The sequence below is a fragment of the Georgenia sp. H159 genome (assembly GCF_035607575.1).
Lineage (GTDB): Bacteria > Actinomycetota > Actinomycetes > Actinomycetales > Actinomycetaceae > Oceanitalea.
Genome location: NZ_JAYDZY010000012.1, coordinates 111,842 through 132,271, shown reverse-complemented (window position 1 = coordinate 132,271; position 20,430 = coordinate 111,842). Strand labels below are relative to the sequence as shown.

20 protein-coding genes are annotated in these 20,430 nt (G+C 73.8%); 2 read left to right on the top strand and 18 right to left on the bottom strand.

Annotation, left to right across the window (positions count from 1 at the left end):
- From VR894_RS15830 to rpsB, 17 genes are all read right to left on the bottom strand, one after another.
- The coding region (locus VR894_RS15830; protein ID WP_324653070.1) for a translation initiation factor IF-2 N-terminal domain-containing protein at positions 1-366 on the bottom strand (366 nt) is incomplete at its 3' end.
- Between the two features lie 71 nt (positions 367-437).
- Entirely contained in the window at positions 438-794 is a 357-nt protein-coding gene (locus VR894_RS15825; RefSeq protein ID WP_324653069.1) for a YlxR family protein, read from the bottom strand.
- A gap of 113 nt (positions 795-907) precedes the next feature.
- Positions 908-1,891 carry a transcription termination factor NusA gene (gene nusA / locus VR894_RS15820; RefSeq protein ID WP_324653067.1) on the bottom strand — a complete coding sequence of 328 codons (984 nt, stop codon included), beginning with the start codon at positions 1,889-1,891 and terminating at the stop codon, positions 908-910.
- A 9-nt stretch (positions 1,892-1,900) separates the two neighbouring features.
- Positions 1,901-2,386 carry a ribosome maturation factor RimP gene (gene rimP / locus VR894_RS15815; protein WP_324653066.1) on the bottom strand — a complete coding sequence of 162 codons (486 nt, stop codon included), beginning with the start codon at positions 2,384-2,386 and terminating at the stop codon, positions 1,901-1,903.
- 64 nt (positions 2,387-2,450) lie between these two features.
- Positions 2,451-3,353 (bottom strand): hypothetical protein, encoded by a 903-nt coding sequence (locus VR894_RS15810; protein ID WP_324653065.1) that lies wholly within the window; start codon positions 3,351-3,353, stop codon positions 2,451-2,453.
- A 21-nt stretch (positions 3,354-3,374) separates the two neighbouring features.
- A complete protein-coding gene (locus VR894_RS15805; RefSeq protein ID WP_324653063.1) occupies positions 3,375-5,162 on the bottom strand; it encodes a proline--tRNA ligase in 1,788 nt (595 codons plus the stop codon).
- A 120-nt stretch (positions 5,163-5,282) separates the two neighbouring features.
- Positions 5,283-6,149 carry a GNAT family N-acetyltransferase gene (locus VR894_RS15800; RefSeq protein ID WP_324653061.1) on the bottom strand — a complete coding sequence of 289 codons (867 nt, stop codon included), beginning with the start codon at positions 6,147-6,149 and terminating at the stop codon, positions 5,283-5,285.
- 6 nt (positions 6,150-6,155) lie between these two features.
- Complete coding sequence (gene ispG, locus VR894_RS15795; RefSeq protein ID WP_324653059.1) at positions 6,156-7,319, bottom strand: flavodoxin-dependent (E)-4-hydroxy-3-methylbut-2-enyl-diphosphate synthase; 1,164 nt, start codon at positions 7,317-7,319, stop codon at positions 6,156-6,158.
- Positions 7,320-7,358: 39 nt separating this feature from the next.
- A complete protein-coding gene (locus VR894_RS15790) occupies positions 7,359-8,672 on the bottom strand; it encodes an RIP metalloprotease (RefSeq protein ID WP_324653057.1) in 1,314 nt (437 codons plus the stop codon).
- Positions 8,669-9,838, bottom strand: a complete 1,170-nt coding sequence (dxr, locus tag VR894_RS15785; protein WP_324653055.1) for a 1-deoxy-D-xylulose-5-phosphate reductoisomerase — start codon at positions 9,836-9,838, stop codon at positions 8,669-8,671. The genes VR894_RS15790 and dxr overlap by 4 nt, the downstream gene beginning before the upstream one ends.
- The gene (locus tag VR894_RS15780) at positions 9,835-10,395 is read right to left on the bottom strand and encodes a DivIVA domain-containing protein (RefSeq protein WP_324653053.1); all 561 of its coding nucleotides are present in this window, start codon (positions 10,393-10,395) and stop codon (positions 9,835-9,837) included. Before VR894_RS15780 ends, dxr begins: the two co-directional genes overlap by 4 nt.
- On the bottom strand, positions 10,392-11,591 hold the full coding sequence (rlmN, locus tag VR894_RS15775) for a 23S rRNA (adenine(2503)-C(2))-methyltransferase RlmN (protein ID WP_324653051.1): 1,200 nt from the start codon (positions 11,589-11,591) through the stop codon (positions 10,392-10,394). The genes VR894_RS15780 and rlmN overlap by 4 nt, the downstream gene beginning before the upstream one ends.
- Before the next feature lie 33 nt (positions 11,592-11,624).
- Positions 11,625-12,536, bottom strand: a complete 912-nt coding sequence (locus VR894_RS15770; protein ID WP_324653049.1) for a phosphatidate cytidylyltransferase — start codon at positions 12,534-12,536, stop codon at positions 11,625-11,627.
- Positions 12,537-12,538: 2 nt separating this feature from the next.
- Entirely contained in the window at positions 12,539-13,096 is a 558-nt protein-coding gene (frr, locus tag VR894_RS15765; RefSeq protein WP_324653047.1) for a ribosome recycling factor, read from the bottom strand.
- On the bottom strand, positions 13,093-13,914 hold the full coding sequence (pyrH, locus tag VR894_RS15760) for a UMP kinase (protein ID WP_324653045.1): 822 nt from the start codon (positions 13,912-13,914) through the stop codon (positions 13,093-13,095). Before pyrH ends, frr begins: the two co-directional genes overlap by 4 nt.
- A gap of 70 nt (positions 13,915-13,984) precedes the next feature.
- Complete coding sequence (gene tsf, locus VR894_RS15755) at positions 13,985-14,824, bottom strand: translation elongation factor Ts (RefSeq protein WP_324653043.1); 840 nt, start codon at positions 14,822-14,824, stop codon at positions 13,985-13,987.
- A 26-nt stretch (positions 14,825-14,850) separates the two neighbouring features.
- Positions 14,851-15,858 (bottom strand): 30S ribosomal protein S2, encoded by a 1,008-nt coding sequence (gene rpsB, locus VR894_RS15750; protein WP_324653042.1) that lies wholly within the window; start codon positions 15,856-15,858, stop codon positions 14,851-14,853.
- A gap of 416 nt (positions 15,859-16,274) precedes the next feature.
- Here rpsB and VR894_RS15745 point away from each other — a divergent pair, with 416 nt between their 5' ends.
- Positions 16,275-16,835, top strand: coding sequence for a M23 family metallopeptidase (locus VR894_RS15745; protein ID WP_324653041.1), 561 nt, complete (start codon positions 16,275-16,277; stop codon positions 16,833-16,835).
- Positions 16,836-16,948: 113 nt separating this feature from the next.
- Here the strand turns inward: VR894_RS15745 and VR894_RS15740 are convergent, their stop codons facing one another.
- The gene (locus VR894_RS15740; RefSeq protein WP_324653040.1) at positions 16,949-19,669 is read right to left on the bottom strand and encodes a helix-turn-helix transcriptional regulator; all 2,721 of its coding nucleotides are present in this window, start codon (positions 19,667-19,669) and stop codon (positions 16,949-16,951) included.
- Positions 19,670-19,834: 165 nt separating this feature from the next.
- Between VR894_RS15740 and VR894_RS15735 the strand changes: the two genes are divergently transcribed.
- Complete coding sequence (locus VR894_RS15735) at positions 19,835-20,389, top strand: hypothetical protein (RefSeq protein WP_324653039.1); 555 nt, start codon at positions 19,835-19,837, stop codon at positions 20,387-20,389.
- Positions 20,390-20,430 lie beyond the last annotated feature (41 nt).

Here is a 20,430-nt window from a genome sequence, read left to right as displayed (position 1 = left end):
AGGGGCCTGCGGTGCGGGCGGCGCGGGCGGCGCCGGCGCTGCGGGTGCCGGCTCTGCGGGTGCCGGCGCTGCGGGGGCCGGCTCGGCCTTGGCGGCCGGTGCGGCGGGTGCCGGTGCTGCCGGGGCCGGCGCGGGTGCCGACTCGGCCGTGGCGGCAGGTGCCTTCGGCTTGGTCTTCCTCGGTGCCGGCTTGTCGTCGGCCGCCGTCGGCGCGGGAATTGCCTCCCGCAGACGGCGCACGACCGGAGCCTCGACGGTCGAGGAGGCCGACTTGACGAACTCTCCGAGCTCGCTCAGTTTGGCCAGGACCGTCTTGCTGTCGACGCCGAGCTCCTTGGCGAGCTCGTGGACGCGAAGCTTTGCCACATTTCTCCTGTCTCGGCCCATCCCGAGACAGGGAGAGGCCGTTCTAGTGCTGGGTGCTCATCGCTGGGTACTCATCGGGTGCCCATCGGCTTCCAACCCGCTTTCTTCGTCGATGACGTGTGCCGAGTCAGGTCTGACCCGGTCATGGTGCTGAACCACTCCGTGACGGCGGCGGTGTCCACCGGTCCTGCGCAACGCAGGGCCCGGGGGAACGCCCGCCGGCGTTCGGCGAGGTCCAGGCAGGTCTGGTCGGCGTGCAACCAGGCCCCCCGCCCAGGAGCGTCCGTCCGTTCGTCCACCACCGCACGCAGCGTGTGGGGGACGAGGACGACCCGCACGAGGACGGACCGTGGGCCCGTGGCTCGACACCCTACGCACGTGCGCACCTGTCCCTCGCCTGGAGGTGGGGGAAGAGGTGGCGTCGTCATAGCATGTCGGGCTGCGGCCCGTCGGGAAGTCTACCCCCACAGCCCGGCGGAGGACAGCGCGAGCCCCCTGCGCACGCGCCGGTGTGTTTCCTCACACGCCGCCGTCGCCGGGCTCAGTCCTGCGGCTGGTCGTCCTCCGTGTCGGAGTGGATGTCGATCCGCCAGCCCGTGAGCCGGGCGGCGAGCCGGGCGTTCTGGCCCTCCTTGCCGATGGCCAGCGACAGCTGGAAGTCGGGGACGACGACGCGCGCCGACCGCTCCTCGAGGTCGACGACCTCGACGCTCGACACCCGCGCCGGGGAGAGCGCGCTGGCGACGAACCGGGCCGGGTCCTCGCTGTAGTCGACGATGTCGATCTTCTCCCCGCCGAGCTCGCTCATCACCGCCCGCACCCGCTGGCCCATCGGGCCGATGCAGGCGCCCTTGGCGTTGAGCCCGGGGACGGAGGTGGCGACCGCGATCTTCGTGCGGTGCCCGGCCTCCCGAGCCAGCGCCATGATCTCGACGGTGCCGTCGGCCACCTCCGGCACCTCGAGCGCGAAGAGCTCGCGCACGAGGTTGGGGTGGGTGCGCGAGAGCGTGACGGACGGGCCCTTGGCGCCCCGCGTCACCTCGAGCACGTAGGCGCGCAGCCGGTCACCGTGGCGGTAGGTCTCGGTGGGCACCTGCTCGTGCGCGGGCAGGACGGCCTCGAGGTCACCGATGTCGACGAACACCGTCCGCGGGTCACGGCCCTGCTGGACGACGCCGGCGATCAGGGTGCCCGCGCGGTTCCGCAGCGTGCCCATGACCTGCTCGTCCTCGGCGTCCCGCAGGCGCTGGACGATGACGCTGCGGGCGGTCGCGGTGGCGATCCGGCCGAAGCCGCTGGGGGTGTCGTCGAACTCCCCGACGGCGTTGCCCTCCTCGTCGACCTCGGTCGCGAGCACGGTCACGCGCCCGGTCCGCCGGTCGACCTCGACTCGGGCGCGCTCCGCGGCCCCGGGCGTGCGCTGGTAGGCGAGCAGGAGCGCCTCCTCGATCGCGCCGACCAGCACGTCCAGGCTGATCTCGCGCTCGCTCTCGATCAACCGCAGGGCGGTCATGTCGATGTCCATGTGTCCTCCTCAGCCCTCTCCGGCGTCCTGCGCCGGACGCGCCAGCTCGGGCTCGACGGTGCCCGAGGTGATGTCCGCGAGCGCCACCACCTGTCGCGTCCCAGTGTCGACGACGACGTCCTCGCCTGCGACCTCGACGACCCGACCGCGGACCTCGCCGGAGCTCGTGCGCAGGCGCACGAGGCGGCCCTGGGCGCGGCTGAAGTGACGGGCGGTGGTCAGCGGCCGGCTCACACCGGGCGTGGAGACCTCCAGGGTGTAGGCGCCCCGGACGACGTCGACGTCGTCGAGGGCCGCGGACACCGCGCGGGAGACGTCGGTGAGGGCGTCGGAGTCGACGCCACCCGGCCCGTCGGGGAGGTCGACGACGACCCGGACGACGCTGCGCCGGCCCGCAGCGCTGGTGCTCACGTCCTCGAGGTACAGGCCGGCGTCGGTGACGACGGGCTCGAGGACGGCACGCAGCGTGGCTGCGACGTCCGACGGGCGGCTCATGGTGATCTCCTCGACTGGTGGCTCCGGAACTCCCACACTTTACCCGGGGTGCGGGTCCCGCCCGTCAGGAGAGGCCGGGCAGCGGCGGGAGTGTGCCATCCCACGTCCGGGCCTGCCCCGCGGCGTGGGTGGCGGCGGCGAGGACCGCCTCCCGGTCCGCGTCCTCCTCGGCGAGGGCGGCGACGTAGGCGCGCACGACGTCGAGCTCCGCCGCGGCCGCCAGCGACCGTCCCTCGGCGCCGGTGATGTCGTAGGCGACGTCGCGGCGGTCCGCCTCGGGGTCGACGCCGCCGGCCACCTCGGAGAGGTGCTCGGCACGCGCGACGGCGGCCGCCCGCTGCCCTCCGCTGCTGCGGGCCGCCACGACCTCGAGGGCGTACCGGGCGGCGTCGAGCGCCCGGGAGGTGTCCGCCGGGACCGTGCCCGGCTCCGGTGCGGGCAGGGGCGCGGCGGGGAGCGTCTCGGCGGGGACGGACAGTGCCCGCGCGAGGTCGGCCGCCTGGTACGTCCGGGAGATCGCGACCGCGGCGAGGAGCCGGCCGAGGTCCCCGCCGTGAGCGAGCGCCCCCTCACGGGCCGCGGCCGCCGACTCCTCCAGGAGGGCGAGGACGGCGGCAGGGCTCGCGTCGACCGCCTCCGCGGTCGGTGCCGGGGCGGTCTGCGGTGCGGGGTGGGTGGCCTCGGGGCCGGAGCCGGGCCAGGGCTCCCACACCCCGCCCAGCGCGGCGTGGTGCTCGGTGGACGTCGTCTCGACTGCGGTGAGCACCGCGCTCAGCGCCTCGTCACCGGTGAGCGTGGCCCGGGCCGCCTGCGCGGCGCCGTGGAGGTCCGCCGCCGCCCGGGCGGCGTCCTGACGGGCTTGCTCGGTGGCGTCCGCCACCGGGACCTCCGGCGGCGGCGTGTCGAGCCGGACACCGCAGCCGGTGAGGGCCACGGCGGCGAGCAGGGCCGCGGCGAGCGCGCGCACCACTCCCCCGCGAGGCACCGCTCAGCCGGCGAGCGCGGTACGGACGGCCTCGCCCACCGCGGCGACGGCGTCACCGACGGGCAGCTCCCGCCGCTCACCGGTCGCGCGGTCCCGCAGCTCGACCTTCCCCTCGGTCAGGCCGCGGCCGACGACGAGGACGAGCGGCATGCCGAGCAGCTCGGAGTCGGCGAACTTCACGCCCGCGGACATCCGCGGCCGGTCGTCGAGGAGCACCTCGACACCCTGTGCGGTCAGCTCGGTACCGATCCGCTCCGCCTCGGCGAAGACCTGTGGGTCCTTGCCGGTGGCCAGCACGTGGACGTGGAAGGGAGCCAGGCCCATCGGCCACGCGAGGCCGAGGTCGTCGCAGGTCGCCTCGGCCACCGCCGCCAGCGCGCGGCTCACCCCGACGCCGTAGGAGCCCATCGTCACCGTGACGGCCTTGCCGTTCTCGTCGAGGACCTTCAGACCCAGCGCGTCGGCGTACTTGCGGCCGAGGGCGAAGACGTGGCCGATCTCGATCCCGCGGGCCAGCTCCAGCGGTCCCGAGCCGTCCGGCGCCGGGTCGCCGGGACGGACCTCGGCGGCCTCGATGGTGCCGTCGGCGGTGAAGTCGCGACCGGCGACGAGCCCGAAGACGTGCGTGCCCTCGGCGTCCGCGCCGGTGATCCAGCTCGTGCCCGGCACGACGCGGGGGTCGAGCAGGTAGCGCAGGGAGGTGCGGTCCTCGCCGTCGCCGGCGTTCGGCCCCAGCACGGCGGGGCCGATGTAGCCCTTGACGAGCTCGGGCCGCCGGGCGATCTGCTCGTCGGTCGCGGGGGCGACGACGATCGGCTCGAGGGCACCCTCGAGCCGCTTGAGGTCGACCTCCCGGTCCCCCGGCAGGCCGACGACGACGAGCTCCTCGGTGCCGTCCGGGTGGGCGAGGGACAGCACGACGTTCTTCAGGGTGTCCGCGGCCGTCCAGGGCCGGTCGGGCCGCGGGTAGAGCGCGTTCGCCTGCGCGACGAGCGTCTCGATCGTCGTCGAGTCGGGGGTGTCACGGACCTCGGCGGGCGGGAGCCCGGTGGCGTCGACGGGCTCGGGCACCGCCGTCCGCACGGCCTCGACGTTGGCGGCGTACCCGCCCGGCGAGCGGACGAAGGTGTCCTCGCCCGACGGCGTCGGGAAGAGGAACTCCTCCGAGCGGGAGCCGCCCATCGCGCCGCTGGTGGCGGCGACGATGACGTACTCCAGGCCCAGCCGGGTGAAGATGCGCTCGTAGGCGTCGCGCTGGGTGCGGTAGGACCGCTCGAGCCCGGCGTCGTCGACGTCGAAGGAGTAGGCGTCCTTCATGATGAACTCGCGCCCGCGGAGCAGGCCGGCGCGTGGGCGGGCCTCGTCGCGGTACTTGGTCTGGATCTGGAAGAGGGTGAGCGGCAGGTCCTTGTAGGAGGAGTACAGGTCCTTGACGAGGAGGGTGAACATCTCCTCGTGGGTGGGCGCGAGCAGGTAGTCGTTCTCGCGGCGGTCCTTGAGCGTGAAGAGGTTGGGGCCGTAGTCGGTCCACCGGCCGGTGGCCTCGTACGGCTCACGCGGCAGCAGCGCCGGGAAGTGGACCTCCTGGGCACCGGCCGCGACCATCTCCTCACGGACGACGGCCTCGATCTTGCCCAGCACGCGCAGCCCGAGGGGCAGCCAGGTGTAGATCCCGGGGGCCGCCCGACGGATGTAGCCGGCCCGCACGAGCAGCCGGTGGCTCGGCAGCTCGGCGTCCACCGGGTCGTCACGAAGGGTCCGCAGGAACAGGGTCGACATCCGCATCAGCACGCGAGCCAGCGTAGCGTGCGGTCGGCCCGCCCCCACGGCTCGCCCCTCCCTCCCTCGCCGAGAGCGGAGTTGTTGCGTGCAACAACTCCGCTCTCGGCGAAGGAGGGGGGCTTCGGCGGGTCAGAAGAGGACGGTGGCGTAGGTTCCTACCTGCTCGAAGCCCGTGCGGCGGTAGGTCGCCAGGGCAGCGGCGTTGTAGCCGTTGACGTAGAGGGAGACGGTCGGGGCGGTGCGCCGGCGCACGTCCTCGACGACGGCCGCCATCGCCGGCGCCGCGATGCCCTCCCCGCGGTGCTCGGGGTGCACCCACACGCCCTGGATCTGCGCGACGCCGAGTGCGCAGGCACCCACCTCGGCCTTGAACACCACCCGTCGGCCCTCGGGCGCGTCCTCGATCCGCACGTAGGAGCGCTCGGTGGTGACGAGCTCGTGGACACGGGCGGCATAGGCGCCGCCCGAGGCCACCGGCGAGTAGCCGACCTCCTCGGTGAACATGGCCACGCAGGCCGGGACCACGACGTCGAGCTCGTCCACCCGGCTCAGCCTCACCCGCGGGTCCGGGTCGAGGGCCGGGGGCCCGGAGATCGCCATCGAGGGCTGGTCGGCGCGGACCTCGCGCGCCGGCAGCCACGACGGGCCGAGGAGGTCCCACAGCGGCAGCACCTGCTCGGCGGGCCCGACGATCGAGGACGCCCGCCGTCCGCGGCCGCGCACGTGCTCCGCCACGGCGTCGACCAGCTCGGGCTCGTCGACGGCGACGGGCACGAGGTTGGCACCGGACCAGCACAGGGCACGCAGCCGGCCCTCCTGCCACAGGCCGAGCAGCTCGGCCCCCGGCATCCGGCGTCTGCCGAGCTGCTCCACCTGGACGGCCGCCAGGACGCTGGCGACGGGGTCGACGGCGCACAGCTCGAGCGCCGCCGAGCGGTCCTCCTCACGGAGCGGCCGCACCCGCACGCTCGCCGGCTGCAGCCACCGACCGAGCATCGCCGCTCAGCTCACCGAGACGACCGGGCCGCCCGACTCGGGCTCAAGGCCCATCTCGGCAGCGATCCGGTTCGCCTCGGCGATGAGCGTCTCGACGATCTCGTCCTCCGGGACGGTCTTGATGACCTCACCCTTGACGAAGATCTGACCCTTGCCGTTGCCCGACGCCACCCCGAGGTCCGCCTCGCGGGCCTCCCCGGGCCCGTTGACGACGCAGCCCATGACCGCGACGCGCAGCGGCACCGTCATGCCCTCGAGGCCCGCGGTGACGTCGTCCGCCAGCTTGTAGACGTCCACCTGGGCGCGACCGCACGAGGGGCAGGAGACGATCTCGAGCTTGCGAGGACGCAGGTTGAGCGACTCGAGGATCTGGTTGCCGACCTTGATCTCCTCGACCGGCGGCGCGGAGAGGGAGACGCGGATGGTGTCCCCGATGCCCTTGGACAGGAGCGCACCGAAGGCCGTGGCGGACTTGATGGTGCCCTGGAAGGCGGGGCCGGCCTCGGTGACGCCGAGGTGCAGCGGCCAGTCGCCGCGCTCGGAGAGCATCTCGTAGGCACGCACCATGACGACGGGGTCGTTGTGCTTGACGGAGATCTTGAAGTCGTGGAAGCCGTGCTCCTCGAAGAGCGAGGCCTCCCACACGGCGGACTCCACGAGCGCCTCGGGCGTGGCCTTGCCGTACTTCTTGAGCAGGCGGGGGTCGAGCGAGCCGGCGTTGACGCCGATCCGCAGCGAGACACCGGCGTCGGAGGCGGCCTGGGCGATCTCCTTGACCTTGTCGTCGAACTTGCGGATGTTGCCCGGGTTGACCCGCACCGCGCCACAGCCTGCCTCGATCGCCGCGAACACGTACTTGGGCTGGAAGTGGATGTCGGCGATGACGGGGATCTGGGACTTCTTGGCGATGATCGGCAGCGCCTCGGCGTCCTTGTCCGTGGGGCAGGCCACGCGCACGATGTCGCAGCCGGAGGCGGTGAGCTCGGCGATCTGCTGCAGGGTGGCGTTGATGTCGTGCGTCTTGGTCGTCGTCATCGACTGGACGCTGACGGGAGCGTCGCCGCCCACCTCGACGTCGCCGACCCGGATCTTGCGGGTCGGCCTGCGCGGAGCCAGCACGGGTGGCTCCTCCTTGACGGTCGGGATGCCCAGGGAGATCGGAGTACTCACCCGAGCAGTATCCCCCACGCTCCCCGGTACGCGCACGGCTCAGCCGGTGAGGGTGACGGGTCGCACGATGTCGGCGTAGGCGAGCAGGAGGCTCATCCCGACCATGACCGCGACGACGACGTAGGTCAGCGGCAGCAGCCGGGCCACGTCGGTCGGGCCGGGGTCGGGCCGGTTGCGCCACGCCGCCACCCGCCGGCGCAGCCCCTCCCACAGCGCTCCCGCGATGTGTCCCCCGTCGAGCGGGAGCAGCGGGACGAGGTTGAACACGAACAGGGCGAGGTTGAGCGAGGCGAGCAGGCCGAGCATGTCGGCGGTGCGCTCGACGACGCCGTAGCTCTCGCTGTCGATGGATGCGATCTCCCCGGCGAAGCGGCCCACGCCGACGAGCCCGACCACGCCCGGGTCCCGTTCCTCGGTGCCGAAGGCGGCCTGCGCGACGTCGACGATCCGCTGCGGCAGGGTGAGCACGACCTCGACGGTCGCGCCGACGGCCCCCGCGACCCTCCCGGGCACGGCGGTCACGGGCTGGCGGACCAGGGCGGCCGTGGGACCGATGCCGACGAAGGGCTGCGGCTCGGTCACCGGCTCGCCGTCGTCGTCGGTGCGGACCTCCCCGTCGACGACGACGGGCCGCTCGGTCAGCGCGGCAGTCACCGTGACGGTCCGCTCCTGCCCGTCGCGCTCGACGACGACGCTCGCCGGGCGAGCACCGGCGTCGGCGATGGACTCCCGCACGTCGTCCCACGTCTCCACGGGTCGGCCGGCCCAGGACAGCACGGTGTCGCCGGGCTGGAGGCCGGCGACGGCGCCGGGCGCGGCGGGGTCGGTGGGCGCGCACTCGGTGGCGGCCGGGTCCGCGGGCAGGCACTCCTGGACGTTGCCGAGCGTGGCGGTGTAGGCCGGCACGCCGAAGCCGACGAGGACGACGGTGAGGAGCACGACGGCGATGAGCAGGTTCATCACCGGCCCACCCAGCATGACGACGAGCTTCTTGGGCACGCTGAGGGAGTAGAAGGCGCGGTGCTCCTCACCGGGCCCGACCTCCGCCAGGGAGTACTCCCGGGCCTCCTCGACGAGGGTGACCCGCCCGTCGCGCCGGCGCCGGACCGGGCGGTCGGCGCGGCCGGGCGGGTACATGCCGACCATCCGGACGTAGCCCCCGAGCGGGACGGCCTTGAGGCCGTACTCGGTCTCACCGCGGCGTCGTGACCACAGCGTGGGGCCGAAGCCGACGAAGTACTCGCTCACCTTGACGCCGAAGCGCTTGGCGGGGACGAGGTGGCCCACCTCGTGGAGCGCGATCGAGACGACGAGCCCGACGACGAGGACGAGGACACCGACGAGGAAGCTCATGGTGCCAGCTCGCGCGCGCGGCCCCGGGCCCAGGTCTCGGCGGCGTGGACGGTGGTGAGGTCGAGGCCGTCGGCGGGCGCGCCGTCGTGCTCGGCGAGGACCTGCTCGAGGATGTCGGTGACGGCCAGGAAGCCGAGACGTCCGGCGAGGAAGGCCGCGACGCACTCCTCGTTGGCGGCGTTGAGCACGGCGGGGTGGGTGGCCGAGGCGGCAGCCGCCTGGCGGGCGAGCCGCACGCCGCGGAAGGTCTCCTCGTCGAGGGGCTCGAAGGTCCAGCTCGTCGCCTCGTCCCAGCGGCACGGGGCGATCGCGCGCTCGGGGCGGTGCGGCCAGGACAGCGCCAGCGCGATCGGCAGGCGCATGTCCGGCGGGGAGGCCTGCGCGATGGTGGAGCCGTCGACGAACTCGACCATCGAGTGGACGACGGACTGCGGGTGGACGACGACGGTGATGTCCTCGACGGGGACGTCGAAGAGCAGGTGGGCCTCGATGAGCTCCAGCCCCTTGTTCACCAGCGTCGCGGAGTTGACCGTGACGACCGGCCCCATCGCCCATGTCGGGTGGTCCAGCGCCTGGGCCGCGGTGACGCCGGTGAGCTCCTCGCGCCGGCGCCCGCGGAACGGTCCACCGGAGGCCGTGAGGACGAGCCGGGAGACCTCCCGGGGCTCACCGGAGCGCAGCGCCTGCGCCATCGCCGAGTGCTCGGAGTCGACCGGCACGATCTGGTCGGGCCGCTGCCGGGCGGCCCGCACGAGCGCTCCGCCGACGACGAGGGACTCCTTGTTCGCCAGGGCGAGGCGTGAGCCGGCCCGCAGCGCCGCCAGCGTCGGCTCCAGGCCGACCGAGCCGGTGATGCCGTTGAGGACGACGTCGCTGCCACCGGCGGCGAGCTCGGTGGCGGCCTGCTGCCCGACGAGCACCTCGACCGTCGGCACGGGCCGGCGCCGCTGGGTCGCGACGGCCGACACGGCGGCCCGCACGTCCTCGGCGCTCCCCCGGGAGACCGCGACGACCGGGACCTCGTGGTCGACCACCTGCTCGGCGAGGAGCCGCAGGTTCCCTCCCCCGGCCGCCAGCGCCCGCACCTCGTACCCGCCGCGGGCGACGACCTCCAGCGCCTGGGTGCCGATCGACCCGGTCGAGCCGAGCAGCGTGAGGGTGGTCATTCGACGGCCAGGAGGACCTCGACGGCGCGGTCGAGGTAGGCGTCGACGACGCCCTCGGCGTAGGCCCTGTCGCGGCGCGCGGAGGGGAAGGTGACGGCGCGGATCTCGGTGGCCGTGAGGTCGCCGTCCGCGTCGAAGTAGGCGACGAGCCGGTCCATGAGGGCGTCGACGGCCGCGCGGTCGTAGCCGCGGCCCTGCTCTGGGGCGGCGAAGCGCTCGCCCGCGGGCCGGACGAGCCGCGGGTAGAGCGTCGTCGCGAGCTCGGCGGTCCGGTCCATCCAGGCCTGCTGGCCGTGCTCGGCGATGAAGGTGTCCCGCCGGCGCTGGACGAGCGCGGCCTCGAGCCGGTCGAGGGCGGAGTCGACGGGTCCGGTGGCGTAGCCGGCACGGACGAGGTCGAAGGCCGCGGACCGGACGTCGGCCTCGGTGAGCTCCCCGTCGGTGCTGCTCGCCCTGCCCGCCTCGTAGGCGTGCCGGGCGCGGGCGAAGAACTCCTCGACCTGCTCACGGTGGTAGCCGGTGCTCGTGCGTCCGACGACGGGGAACGGGGTGCTCATCGCGTGGGCTCCTTCACCTCGGGGGCACCGACCTTGGGAGCCGACGTGGCCAGCGCCTCGGCCGCGAGCTGCCCGCACGCGCCGTCGATGTCGCTGCCGCGGGTGTCGCGCACCGTCGTCGGGATGCCGGCGCTGCGCAGGGTCCGCACGAAGGTGTCCTCCACGTGCGGGTCGGAGGCCGTCCACTTCGACCCGGGCGTCGGGTTGAGCGGGATCGGGTTGACGTGGATCCAGCCCTTGCCGCGGGCGAGGAGCTCGTCCGCCAGCAGCTGGGCGCGCCACTGGTGGTCGTTGATGTCGCGGATGAGGGCGTACTCGATGCTCACGCGCCGCCCGGTGGCGTCGAAGTAGCGGCGGGCGGCGTCGAGCAGCTCACCGACCTTCCAGCGGGAGTTGATCGGGATGAGCTCGTCGCGCAGGCCGTCGTCCGGGGCGTGGAGGGACACGGCCAGCGTCACGGGCAGGCCCTCCTTCGCGAGCTTGTCGATCGCCGGGACGAGCCCGACGGTGGAGACGGTGACGTTGCGGGCGGACAGCCCGAAGCCGGCGGGGCTCGGCTCGACCATCCGGCGCACCGCGTCGACGACCGCCCGGTAGTTGGCCAGCGGCTCCCCCATGCCCATGAACACGACGTTGGTCAGCCGGGTGGGGCCACCGCTGAGGAGCCCGTCGCGGCAGTCCGCGGCGGCCACCCGGACCTGCTCGACGATCTCGGCCGTCGACAGGTTGCGGGTGAGCCCCTGCTGGCCGGTCGCGCAGAACGGGCACGCCATGCCGCAGCCGGCCTGCGAGGAGACGCACAGCGTGGCGCGCTCCGCGTAGCGCATGAGCACGGACTCGACCTTGGCGCCGTCGAACAGGCTCCACAGCGCCTTGCGGGTGGCCCCGCCGTCGGCCTTGAGGGTGTGGACCTCGGTGAGCAGCTCGGGCAGCAGCTCCTCGACGAGCTCACCTCGGCCCACGGCCGGGAGGTCGCTCATCTCGGCGTCGTCACGGGTGAGGTGGCTGAAGTAGTGGCGGGAGAGCTGGTCCGCGCGGTAGCCGGGCAGCGACTTCTCGCGCAGGACCTGCGCCCGGTCCTCGCGGGTGAGGTCGGCGAGGTGCCGCGGCGGCTTGCCGCGGCGGCGCGCGGTGAAGGTCAGCTGGGGACGCTCACCGGCAGCGCCGGGCGTCGGGGGCAGGGAGGTGGTCGACATGGCGGGGCCGATTCTTCCAGATGTTCCTGGATGTCAGCCGACGAACGTCGTCAGCAGGAGGTAGCTCGCGGGCGCGGTCATGAGCAGGGAGTCGATCCTGTCGAGGATCCCGCCGTGTCCGGGCAGCAACGTGCCCATGTCCTTGAGCCCAAGATCACGCTTGAGGAGCGACTCGGCGAGGTCGCCGACGGTGGCCGTCACGACGGCGGCGGCGCCCAGCACCAGGCCCAGCCACCACGGCGCGTCCAGCGCCAGCGTCGCCAGCGCGACGCCGACGCCCGCCGCGAGGAGGAAGGACCCGGCGGCGCCCTCCCACGACTTCTTCGGGCTGATCGAGGGAGCCATCGGGTGGCGGCCGAGGAGCACGCCGGCGATGTAGCCCCCGGTGTCGTTGGCGACCGCGCACAGCACCAGGGTGAGCACCAGCCACGGCCCGTTGTCGTGGGTGAGGAGCAGGACGGCGAAGCCGGCGAGGAAGGAGACGTACGCGGACCCGAGCAGACCGGTGCCGGCGTCGCGGACGGCGTCCAGCCCCCCGCCGTCGAGCACCCGCCACACCAGGACCCCGCCGGCGGTGAGGAAGAAGGCGACGAGCATCGCGGCGGGCCCGGCGCTGTAGGCCGAGACGAGGATGCCGGCGTTGCCGACCCACAGCGGCAGGAGCGGCACGGAGATGCCGCGGGTGCCGACGGCACGCGCGAACTCCCACAGCGCCCCCGAGGTGGCCGCCAGCGCGAGCACGACGAAGGCCTCCTCGCGCACGAAGAGGCTGGCGAGCAGGACGGCGAGCAGGCCGAGGCCGACCGCGATCGCGGCCGGGAGGTTGCGCCCGGCCCGGCCGGTCGGTTTCGGGGGCGGCGGGGTGACCATGGACCGCTGGGCACCCTCCTGGATCAGGCGTATCTGCCGGCGCGTGAGCGGAGGGTCGCCGCCGGTGGTGCTCATGCTCAGACCTCGAGCAGCTCTCGCTCCTTGCCGGCGAGGAGCTCGTCGACGGCCTCGACGCGCTTCCTCGTCAGGCCCTCGAGCTCCTTCTCGGCGCGGTCGACCTCGTCCTCGCCGACGTCGCCGTCCTTCTTCATCCGGTCGAGCTCGTCCTTGGCCTTGCGGCGGTGGTTGCGGATGGAGATCCGGGCGTCCTCGGCCTTGGTCTTGGCGAGCTTGACGTAGTCGCGGCGGCGCTCCTCGGTGAGGGCCGGGAGGGCGATCCGGATGACGTTGCCGTCGTCGGTCGGGTTGACCCCGAGGTCCGACTCGCGCAGCGCCTTGATGATCGCCTGGGTGGCGCCACGGTCGTAGGGCTGGATGAGCACGGTGCGGGCCTCGGGGATGGTGAGTGACCCGAGCTGCTGCAGCGGGGTGGGCGCGCCGTAGTAGTCCACGAGGATCTTGTTGAACATCGCCGCGTTCGCCCTGCCGGTGCGGATCGCGGCGAAGTCCTCGCCGGCCGCCTCGACAGCCCTGTCCATCTTGTCCTCGGTCTCGAGGAGGATCTCGTCGATCACCGTAGCTCCTTCGTCTCGTCGCCGGCGGCCGCGCGCGCGCCGTCGTTGCCGGCCGTCGGGGCGTCGCCGCCGCCGTCGACCGTCACCAGTGTGCCGATCTTCTCACCCAGCAGGGCCCGCGTGACGTTGCCCGGCTCGTTCATGCCGAACACCCGCATCGTCAGCCCGTTGTCCATGCACAGCGAGAAGGACGCGGCGTCCACGACCCGCAGCCCCTGACGCAGGGCGTCGGCGTAGGTCACGTGGTCGAGCCTCGTCGCGTGCGGGTCCACGGCGGGGTCCGCGGTGTAGACGCCGTCGACTCCGTTCTTCCCGACGAGGACCTCGTCGCAGTGGGTCTCCAGGGCGCGCTGGGCGGCCACGGTGTCGGTGGAGAAGAACGGCATCCCCGCACCGGCGCCGAAGACGACGACGCGGCCCTTCTCCAGGTGGCGGACGGCGCGCAGCGGGATGTACGGCTCGGCGACCTGCCCCATCGTGATGGCGGTCTGCACGCGGGTGCGCACCCCGGCCTGCTCGAGGAAGTCCTGGAGGGCGAGGGCGTTCATCACCGTGCCGAGCATGCCCATGTAGTCGGCCCGGGACCGGTCCAGTCCCCGCTTGGAGAGCTCGGCGCCGCGGAAGAAGTTGCCTCCCCCGACGACGATGGCGATCTCGACGCCCGCCCGGTTCGCGTCGGCGATCTGCCGGGCGACCCCGGACACGACGTCCGCGTCGAGCCCGATCGACCCTCCTCCGAAGACCTCGCCGGAGAGCTTGAGGAGCACGCGGCGTGCCGGCGTGCGGGACGCCGGGTGCGTGTCGGGCGGGACGTTCATGCAGACCTCCGGGGTGATGGTACGCGGGTGGCCCCGGCCCCACGTGGGACCGGGGCCACCGGACAGCTGGTCAGGCGCCGACGCGGAATCGGGCGAACGCCGTGATCGTCCCGCCCGCACCCTCGACGACCTTACCGACCGAGGTCTTCGGGTCGCGTGCGTAGGGCTGGTCGAGGAGGACGGCCTCCTTGTAGAAGCCGTTCATCCGGCCCTCGATGATCTTCGGCAACGCGGCCTCCGGCTTGCCCTCGTTGCGCGAGGTCTCCTCGACGATGCGGCGCTCGTTGGCGACGACGTCCTCGGGGACGTCCTCACGGGTGAGGTAGGTGGGGCTGTAGGCCGCGATGTGCATCGCGACGTCCCGCCCGACCTCCGCGCCCGCGGCGTCGGTGGCCACGAGCACGCCGACCTGCGGGGGCAGGTCCTTGGCGGTGCGGTGCAGGTAGCTGGCCACCTTCTCGCCCGAGACGCGGGCCACGCGGCGCACGACGAGCTTCTCGCCGAGGGTGGCGGCGTGCTCGTCGACGAGGGCGCCGACGGTCGTGTCGCCGGTGGGGGCGGCGAGCAGCGCGTCGACGTCGGTGGCGCCGGAGGCCACCGCGGCCGCCAGCACCTTCTCCGAGAGGGTGATGAAGACCTGGTTCTTCGCGACGAAGTCGGTCTCCGAGTTCAGCTCGACCATGACGCCGGTCTCGCCGTCGCCGTCGGGCACGACCTCGATGGCGACCAGGCCGTCGGAGGCGGCGCGGTCCTCGCGCTTGGCCAGGCCCTTGAGCCCCTTGACGCGGATGATCTCGATGGCCTTCTGGGCGTCGCCGTCGGCCTCGTCCAGGGCCTTCTTGACGTCCATCATGCCCGCGCCGGTCCTGTCGCGCAGTGCCTTGATGTCAGCGGCGGTGTAGTTCGCCATGTGTGTTCTCCAGTCGGGGTCGGGGCTCAGGCCTGGCTGGCGGGGGGCTCGTCGGCCGCGGGGGCGTCCGTCGCCGGGGCGTTGTCGGGCACCTGCGTGGCGTCGGGGCTCTCGCCGTCGACGACGGGAGCGGACTCCTCGCCGGCCTCGGCCGCGGCTGCGACCTCCTCGGCGTCGTTCGTCGCACCGGCGGCGTGCTGGGCGGCCTCGACGGCACCATCGGTCTGCTCGGCGCCGACGGGGGTGGAGTGGTCGCTCTGCTCGCCCTCGTTGGCGGCGAGCAGCTCACGCTCCCACTCGGCGAGCGGCTCGGCCTCGGTCGCGGCGGCACCGGAGCCGCCACCGTGGCGGGTGACCAGTCCGTCGGCCGCGGCGTCGGCGATGACCCGGGTGAGGAGACCGACGGCGCGGATGGCGTCGTCGTTGCCGGGGATCCCGTAGTCGACCTCGTCCGGGTCGCAGTTGGTGTCGAGGATCGCGACGACGGGGATGTTGAGCTTGCGCGCCTCGGCGACGGCGAGGTGCTCCTTCTTCGTGTCGACGATCCACACGGCGGAGGGGACCTTGACCATGTCGCGGATGCCGCCGAGGGTGCGCTCGAGCTTCTCCTTCTCGCGGCGCATCATGAGCAGCTCCTTCTTCGTGTGGCTGGAACCCGCCACGTCGTCGAAGTCGATCTGCTCGAGCTCCTTCATGCGCTGGAGCCGCTTGTGCACGGTGGTGAAGTTGGTGAGCATGCCGCCCAGCCAGCGCTGGTTGACGTAGGGCATGCCGACGCGTGCGGCCTGCTCGGCCACCGCCTCCTGCGCCTGCTTCTTGGTGCCGACGAACAGGATGCTGCCGCCGTGCGAGACCGTCTCCTTGACGAACTCGTACGCGCGGTCGATGTCGGTCAGCGACTTCTGCAGGTCGATGATGTAGATGCCGTTGCGCTCGGTGAAGATGAAGCGCTTCATCTTGGGGTTCCAGCGTCGGGTCTGGTGCCCGAAGTGGACGCCGCTCTCGAGGAGCTGTCGCATGGTGACGACGGCCATGGCTCGTCCTTTCCGGTGCGGGTGTCCGCACGTCGGGCGGGCAGCCACGGCCGTGCCGTTGCGCTGCCCGCATTGTGGTTGTCTGCTGGCGGCCGGGTGGCCGCCACTCCTGGTGCTCACGACTGCCGGCACCCGCTGGGCGGGACCGCGCCGGCCGCCTCGCGTCACTGGGTCGAAAGACTGCGACTGCGATGTGTGGGCACGCGATGTCAACCAGATCGCTCCGGTTGCGGTGATCATGCTACCGCACCGCCGCTCGCCGCCGGCCGCCGGCCCGGTGTCGCCGACAGCACAGTCCGCGCGCGGTCCGGGACGGCTCCGGCCGGGATGCTCCCCGTGCCGCCGGGCCGTCCCGCGGTCCACAGCGCTGCGTGGACCGGCCGCGGCGGGCGGTGCCGGTGGCTCATCCTCGGCGCATGGGCACGGGAGGTGGTGCGGCGGTAACGGTGGCGACCCTCGCCGTCGTCGGCGGGGCCGTGCTGCTGGTGCAGCAGCCGGCACCCGCCCCGGGCGGGACACCGCATGCCACGGCCCAGGTGGTGGGTGCGGCGCGCGTGGACTACGGGTGGCCGACGGGCGAGGAGGGGGAGGTGGTCCGGGCGTTCGCGGCACCGCCCGAGCGCTGGGCGGCCGGGCACCGCGGCGTCGATCTCGCGCTGGCAGACGGGGCCGCCGTCCGCTCGGCGGCCGAGGGCGTCGTCGCCTTCGCCGGCACGGTCGCCGGCCGGGGGGTCGTGTCGGTCGACCACGCCGACGGCGTGCGCACCACCTACGAGCCGCTCCTGGCCACCGTCCGGCGGGGACAGCGGGTGGGCGCCGGCGAGGTCCTCGGTCACCTCACGGGCGTCGGCCACTGCGCTCCCGAGCACTGCCTGCACTGGGGCGCGCGGCGTGGGCGGGACGGCTACCTCGACCCGCTGAGCCTGCTGGAGGGGGACGTCGTGATCCGGTTGCTGCCGTTCCACGGGGGCACCTGACGGCGGCGGGGGAGGGTACCGGCGGCTGACCGCGCCGGACGGGTACCGGACCGCCGGCGGCACCGGTGGCGGTCGCGGGTCCGGTCCGGGGCGTCCGGTCCGCGGCGCCGCGGTCAGCCGGTGCCACCCGCCCGGCGTGCGGACCAGGTGGCGAGGTCCTGCCGTCCCCGCACGCCGAGCTTGCGGTAGATGCGCGTGAGGTGGGCCTCGACCGTGGAGTCGCTGACGAACAGCTCGGCGGCGATCTCCCGGTTGCGCAGGCCCGCGTGCACCCGCTCGGCGATGCGCTGCTCGGTGGGGGTGAGCTCGGACCCGCGGCGTGCGGTGAGCCGCCGGAGGGACTCGTCGGTGAGCCGGGCCCAGCCGAGGACCCCGGCGGCGGTGAACGCGTCCCGGCAGTGCTCCAGGTCGTCGCGCGCCGCCGTCCGGTGGCCGGACCGGAGCCGTGCCATGGCCGAGAAGTACAGCGACCGTCGGGCGTCGAGGACGTACCCGAGCACGGAGAACCGGGCCCGGGCGTCGAGGAGCACGTCGGCGGCCTCGCCCGGCTCACCGGCGACCAGGAGGGCCTGCCCCCGTGCCAGCTGTAGCGTGGCGTCCACCCACGGGGCTCGGACCTGCTCCGCACGTGCCCGGAGGGCGCCAGCGAGCAGCCCGGTCTGCTCGGCGTCCCCCACCATGCAGGCCGCCTCGACGGCCCTGGGCAGCACGGGCAGGAAGCCCGGGTGCACGATCCCGAGCTCGTCGAGCCGGGACACGCCGCGACGGTGGTGCTCCAGCGCGGCGGCCCAGTCGCCCTCGGTGGCGGCGAGCAGGCCGCGTACCTCGGCGGCCGTGGCGAGCCGCAACGGCTCGTCCACCCGGGCCGCCCACCACTCCAGCCGCTCCGCCGCCCACAGCGCGTCGCTGCGCTCGCCACGCAGGGCGGCGAGCATCCCGGCCGGGTGGCTCAGCCACACCGTCGCCTGGTCGTTGCCGGCGTCGGCGGCCGCCTCGAGCCCGTCGCGCACGAGCAGCCGGGCCCGGTCGAGCCTTCCGGCGGCCAGCTCGAGCATGGCGAGGTCCCGCAACCGGTAGGGCCGCTGGAACTCGCTGCCGAGGGTCTGCGCCACCTGGCTCGCGTGCTCGAGGCCGGCGCGCGCCACGGGCAGGTCGCCGTCCCACAGCGCCTGGCGTGCCCGGAAGACACCCGGCCACACCCGCAGCAGGGTTCCCAGCGGCTGGCTGGACCCGCTCCGCGAGAGCAGCTCGGCCTCCGCCATCAGCTCCCGCCGCGGCACGCCGGCCAGCAGGGAGACGGTGGACAGGGTGGCCGCGGCGCGCGCTACCGCCTCGTCGTCCCGACGGGCCCGGGCGATCGCCAGTGCCTCCTCGCAGTGCGTGATGGCGGGGTGGACCCGCCCCTTGAACAGCCCGAGCTGCCAACCGAGGAGGTCCAGCAGTACTCCTCGGAGCCCGTCGTCGTCCCCGACGTCGGCCAGCGCTCGACGCAGGTAGTCCTCGGCACCCCCGAAGTCGAGCAGCACGCGCTGGGCGAGCACCCGGGCGTGCTCCGGCCCTGGTGGCAGGTCGGCGAGCAGGTCGTCGGCGAGCGCGACCGCGAGCGCCATCTGTCCCGCGGCGGCCCGGAACGTCACCTCGGCCAGCCGGCGCGGCACGGCCCGGTGGTGCGCCCGCGAGGGGGTCAGCCGGATGCTGTGGGCGGCGAGCTCGGCGGCGGTGGCGGCCGAGCCCCGCCGGGCGGCGAGCCGGGCGGCGACCTCGAGCGTCGCAGCGGCCTCCTCCGAGGTCCGGGTGAGGCCGCGCGCCAGGTGCCGTGCGCGCTCGACCGGGTCCTCGACGAGGTCGGCGAGACGGGCGTGGAGCAGGCGGCGGGTCGCGGGCGCGATGGCGGCGCGGGTGGCGCTGGCGACGAGCGGGTGGGCACACCTCAGCACATAGCTGTCGCTGACCTCGACCAGCGCGGCGACCGGTCCGGTGAGGTGGTCCAGCAGGTCGTCCACTCCCAGCACGGCGCTGACCAGGGAGAGCGGCGACGGCCCGGCCAGCGCGACGGTCTCCACCACGGCGCGCCCCGCCGCGGGCAGCGACTCCACCTGCTCGGTGAGCAGGGCCAGTGGGGTGCGGCGCACGGCCTGCTGCTCGCCGTGCTGCCAGTACCGGCCGAGCTCGATCGCGAACATCGGGTTGCCCCCGGCGACCTCGTGGATCCGGCACACGTCGGGCCGGGTGAGCCGGGCGCCGTCGGCATGGAGCACGTCGCGCAGCTCGGGGACGGTGAGGGGGCCGAGCTGCAGCACCTCGGCGTCGGTCAGCGCGTGCCGGGGCGGCAGCTGGGCACCGGCCTGGCCCCACGTCCGCGCCGTGGCGAGCAGCGCGACCGGGTGCCCACCGAGACGGCGCAGCACGTGCCGGACCAGCCGCAGGGTGAGGTCGTCCAGCCACTGGATGTCGTCCACGGCCAGCACCACCGGCCGGACGGCCGACAGCGTCCGCACGTGCTCGAGGAACAGCCGCGCGGCATCGGCGGGCTGCTCGGGCGGCAGCCCGTCCCACGGCACGGTCGAGATCGTGGCGCCCACCAGGTCACCGAGCCCCAGGCCGGGCGTCGGCCAGTCGTCCTCGGCCGGACGGGCCGTGAGCACCTGGTGGCCCGCCGCACGCGCCAGGTCGGCGCCGTAGGACCACAGCGTCGTCTTGCCGATCCCCGCGTCCCCCACGACCACCAGCGACCGTGGCTCGACCGGGAGACGGGTGACGAACTCCTCGACCCGCCCCCGTTCCGCGGCCCGGCCCACCACCCGGGCGCCGGGGCTGCCCGTGGAGTGCTCCACGGGTCCAGGCTAGTGCGCCGACGACAGGTGTCCCAGGGGTTATCGGGGCGCAGATGTGGGGGTGGGACGAGGGCTTTCCCCCTCGGCCCGGCCGGTCCCGCGCTCCTAGCGTCGTCGGTGTCCGGTCACCAGGACCGGGCCACTCACAGGACAGGAACCACCACCATGACTGCCACCACGTCACGGCCGTCCGGGCAGGAGCTCGGCGCGAACGCGCCCGGCATCGCCGCCCCCGGCACCCCCAACACGGTGCTGGCCGACCTCCGGGAGGCGGCCGAGACCTACGCGGACCGCTACCTCGTCGTCGAGATGTACGCCGTGAACCCCGACGGCGGGGTGCTCAACCCCGGCGACTCCGCATCGTTCAAGGTGCGGGTGCACAACAACGGGCCGCTCGACGTCCGGGACCTCACCGTGGTGCTGACCGGGCGGAACGGCACCCGGGTCGGCCGGCACGGCTGGACGAACGGCCAGTCCTCCTACGGGTCGGCGGTGCTCGACAAGGTGCCCGCCCACATGTTCGACGGCGACTGGGTCGACGTCGTGGACGACGACCACGACCACTTCCACTTCTGGGTCCACTCGACGATGCCCGAGAGCGACCTGGTCACCGTGACGGTCCAGGACTGGAACCTCGACCTGCTGCACCTGCTCAACGCGCACACCGACCCCGGGACGACGCCGCACTTCGTCTACCGCGACGAGGTGCACCCGGCGTAGGGCTCGCCGCACCGGGCCGGGACCGGCCTCCACGGCCGGCC

What these genes read in the sequence shown, in the direction of transcription:
- rlmN (WP_324653051.1), bottom strand. Translation starts at nt 11,591, where the DNA reads ATGTCGACCACCTCCCTGCCCCCGACGCCCGGCGCTGCCGGTGAGCGT.
- VR894_RS15800 (WP_324653061.1), bottom strand. Translation starts at nt 6,149, where the DNA reads ATGCTCGGTCGGTGGCTGCAGCCGGCGAGCGTGCGGGTGCGGCCGCTC.
- VR894_RS15770 (WP_324653049.1), bottom strand. Translation starts at nt 12,536, where the DNA reads ATGAGCACCACCGGCGGCGACCCTCCGCTCACGCGCCGGCAGATACGC.
- VR894_RS15745 (WP_324653041.1), top strand. Translation starts at nt 16,275, where the DNA reads ATGGGCACGGGAGGTGGTGCGGCGGTAACGGTGGCGACCCTCGCCGTC.
- tsf (WP_324653043.1), bottom strand. Translation starts at nt 14,824, where the DNA reads ATGGCGAACTACACCGCCGCTGACATCAAGGCACTGCGCGACAGGACC.
- VR894_RS15790 (WP_324653057.1), bottom strand. Translation starts at nt 8,672, where the DNA reads ATGAGCTTCCTCGTCGGTGTCCTCGTCCTCGTCGTCGGGCTCGTCGTC.
- pyrH (WP_324653045.1), bottom strand. Translation starts at nt 13,914, where the DNA reads ATGAACGTCCCGCCCGACACGCACCCGGCGTCCCGCACGCCGGCACGC.
- VR894_RS15825 (WP_324653069.1), bottom strand. Translation starts at nt 794, where the DNA reads ATGACGACGCCACCTCTTCCCCCACCTCCAGGCGAGGGACAGGTGCGC.
- rimP (WP_324653066.1), bottom strand. Translation starts at nt 2,386, where the DNA reads ATGAGCCGCCCGTCGGACGTCGCAGCCACGCTGCGTGCCGTCCTCGAG.
- VR894_RS15780 (WP_324653053.1), bottom strand. Translation starts at nt 10,395, where the DNA reads ATGAGCACCCCGTTCCCCGTCGTCGGACGCACGAGCACCGGCTACCAC.
- VR894_RS15735 (WP_324653039.1), top strand. Translation starts at nt 19,835, where the DNA reads ATGACTGCCACCACGTCACGGCCGTCCGGGCAGGAGCTCGGCGCGAAC.
- nusA (WP_324653067.1), bottom strand. Translation starts at nt 1,891, where the DNA reads ATGGACATCGACATGACCGCCCTGCGGTTGATCGAGAGCGAGCGCGAG.
- dxr (WP_324653055.1), bottom strand. Translation starts at nt 9,838, where the DNA reads ATGACCACCCTCACGCTGCTCGGCTCGACCGGGTCGATCGGCACCCAG.
- rpsB (WP_324653042.1), bottom strand. Translation starts at nt 15,858, where the DNA reads ATGGCCGTCGTCACCATGCGACAGCTCCTCGAGAGCGGCGTCCACTTC.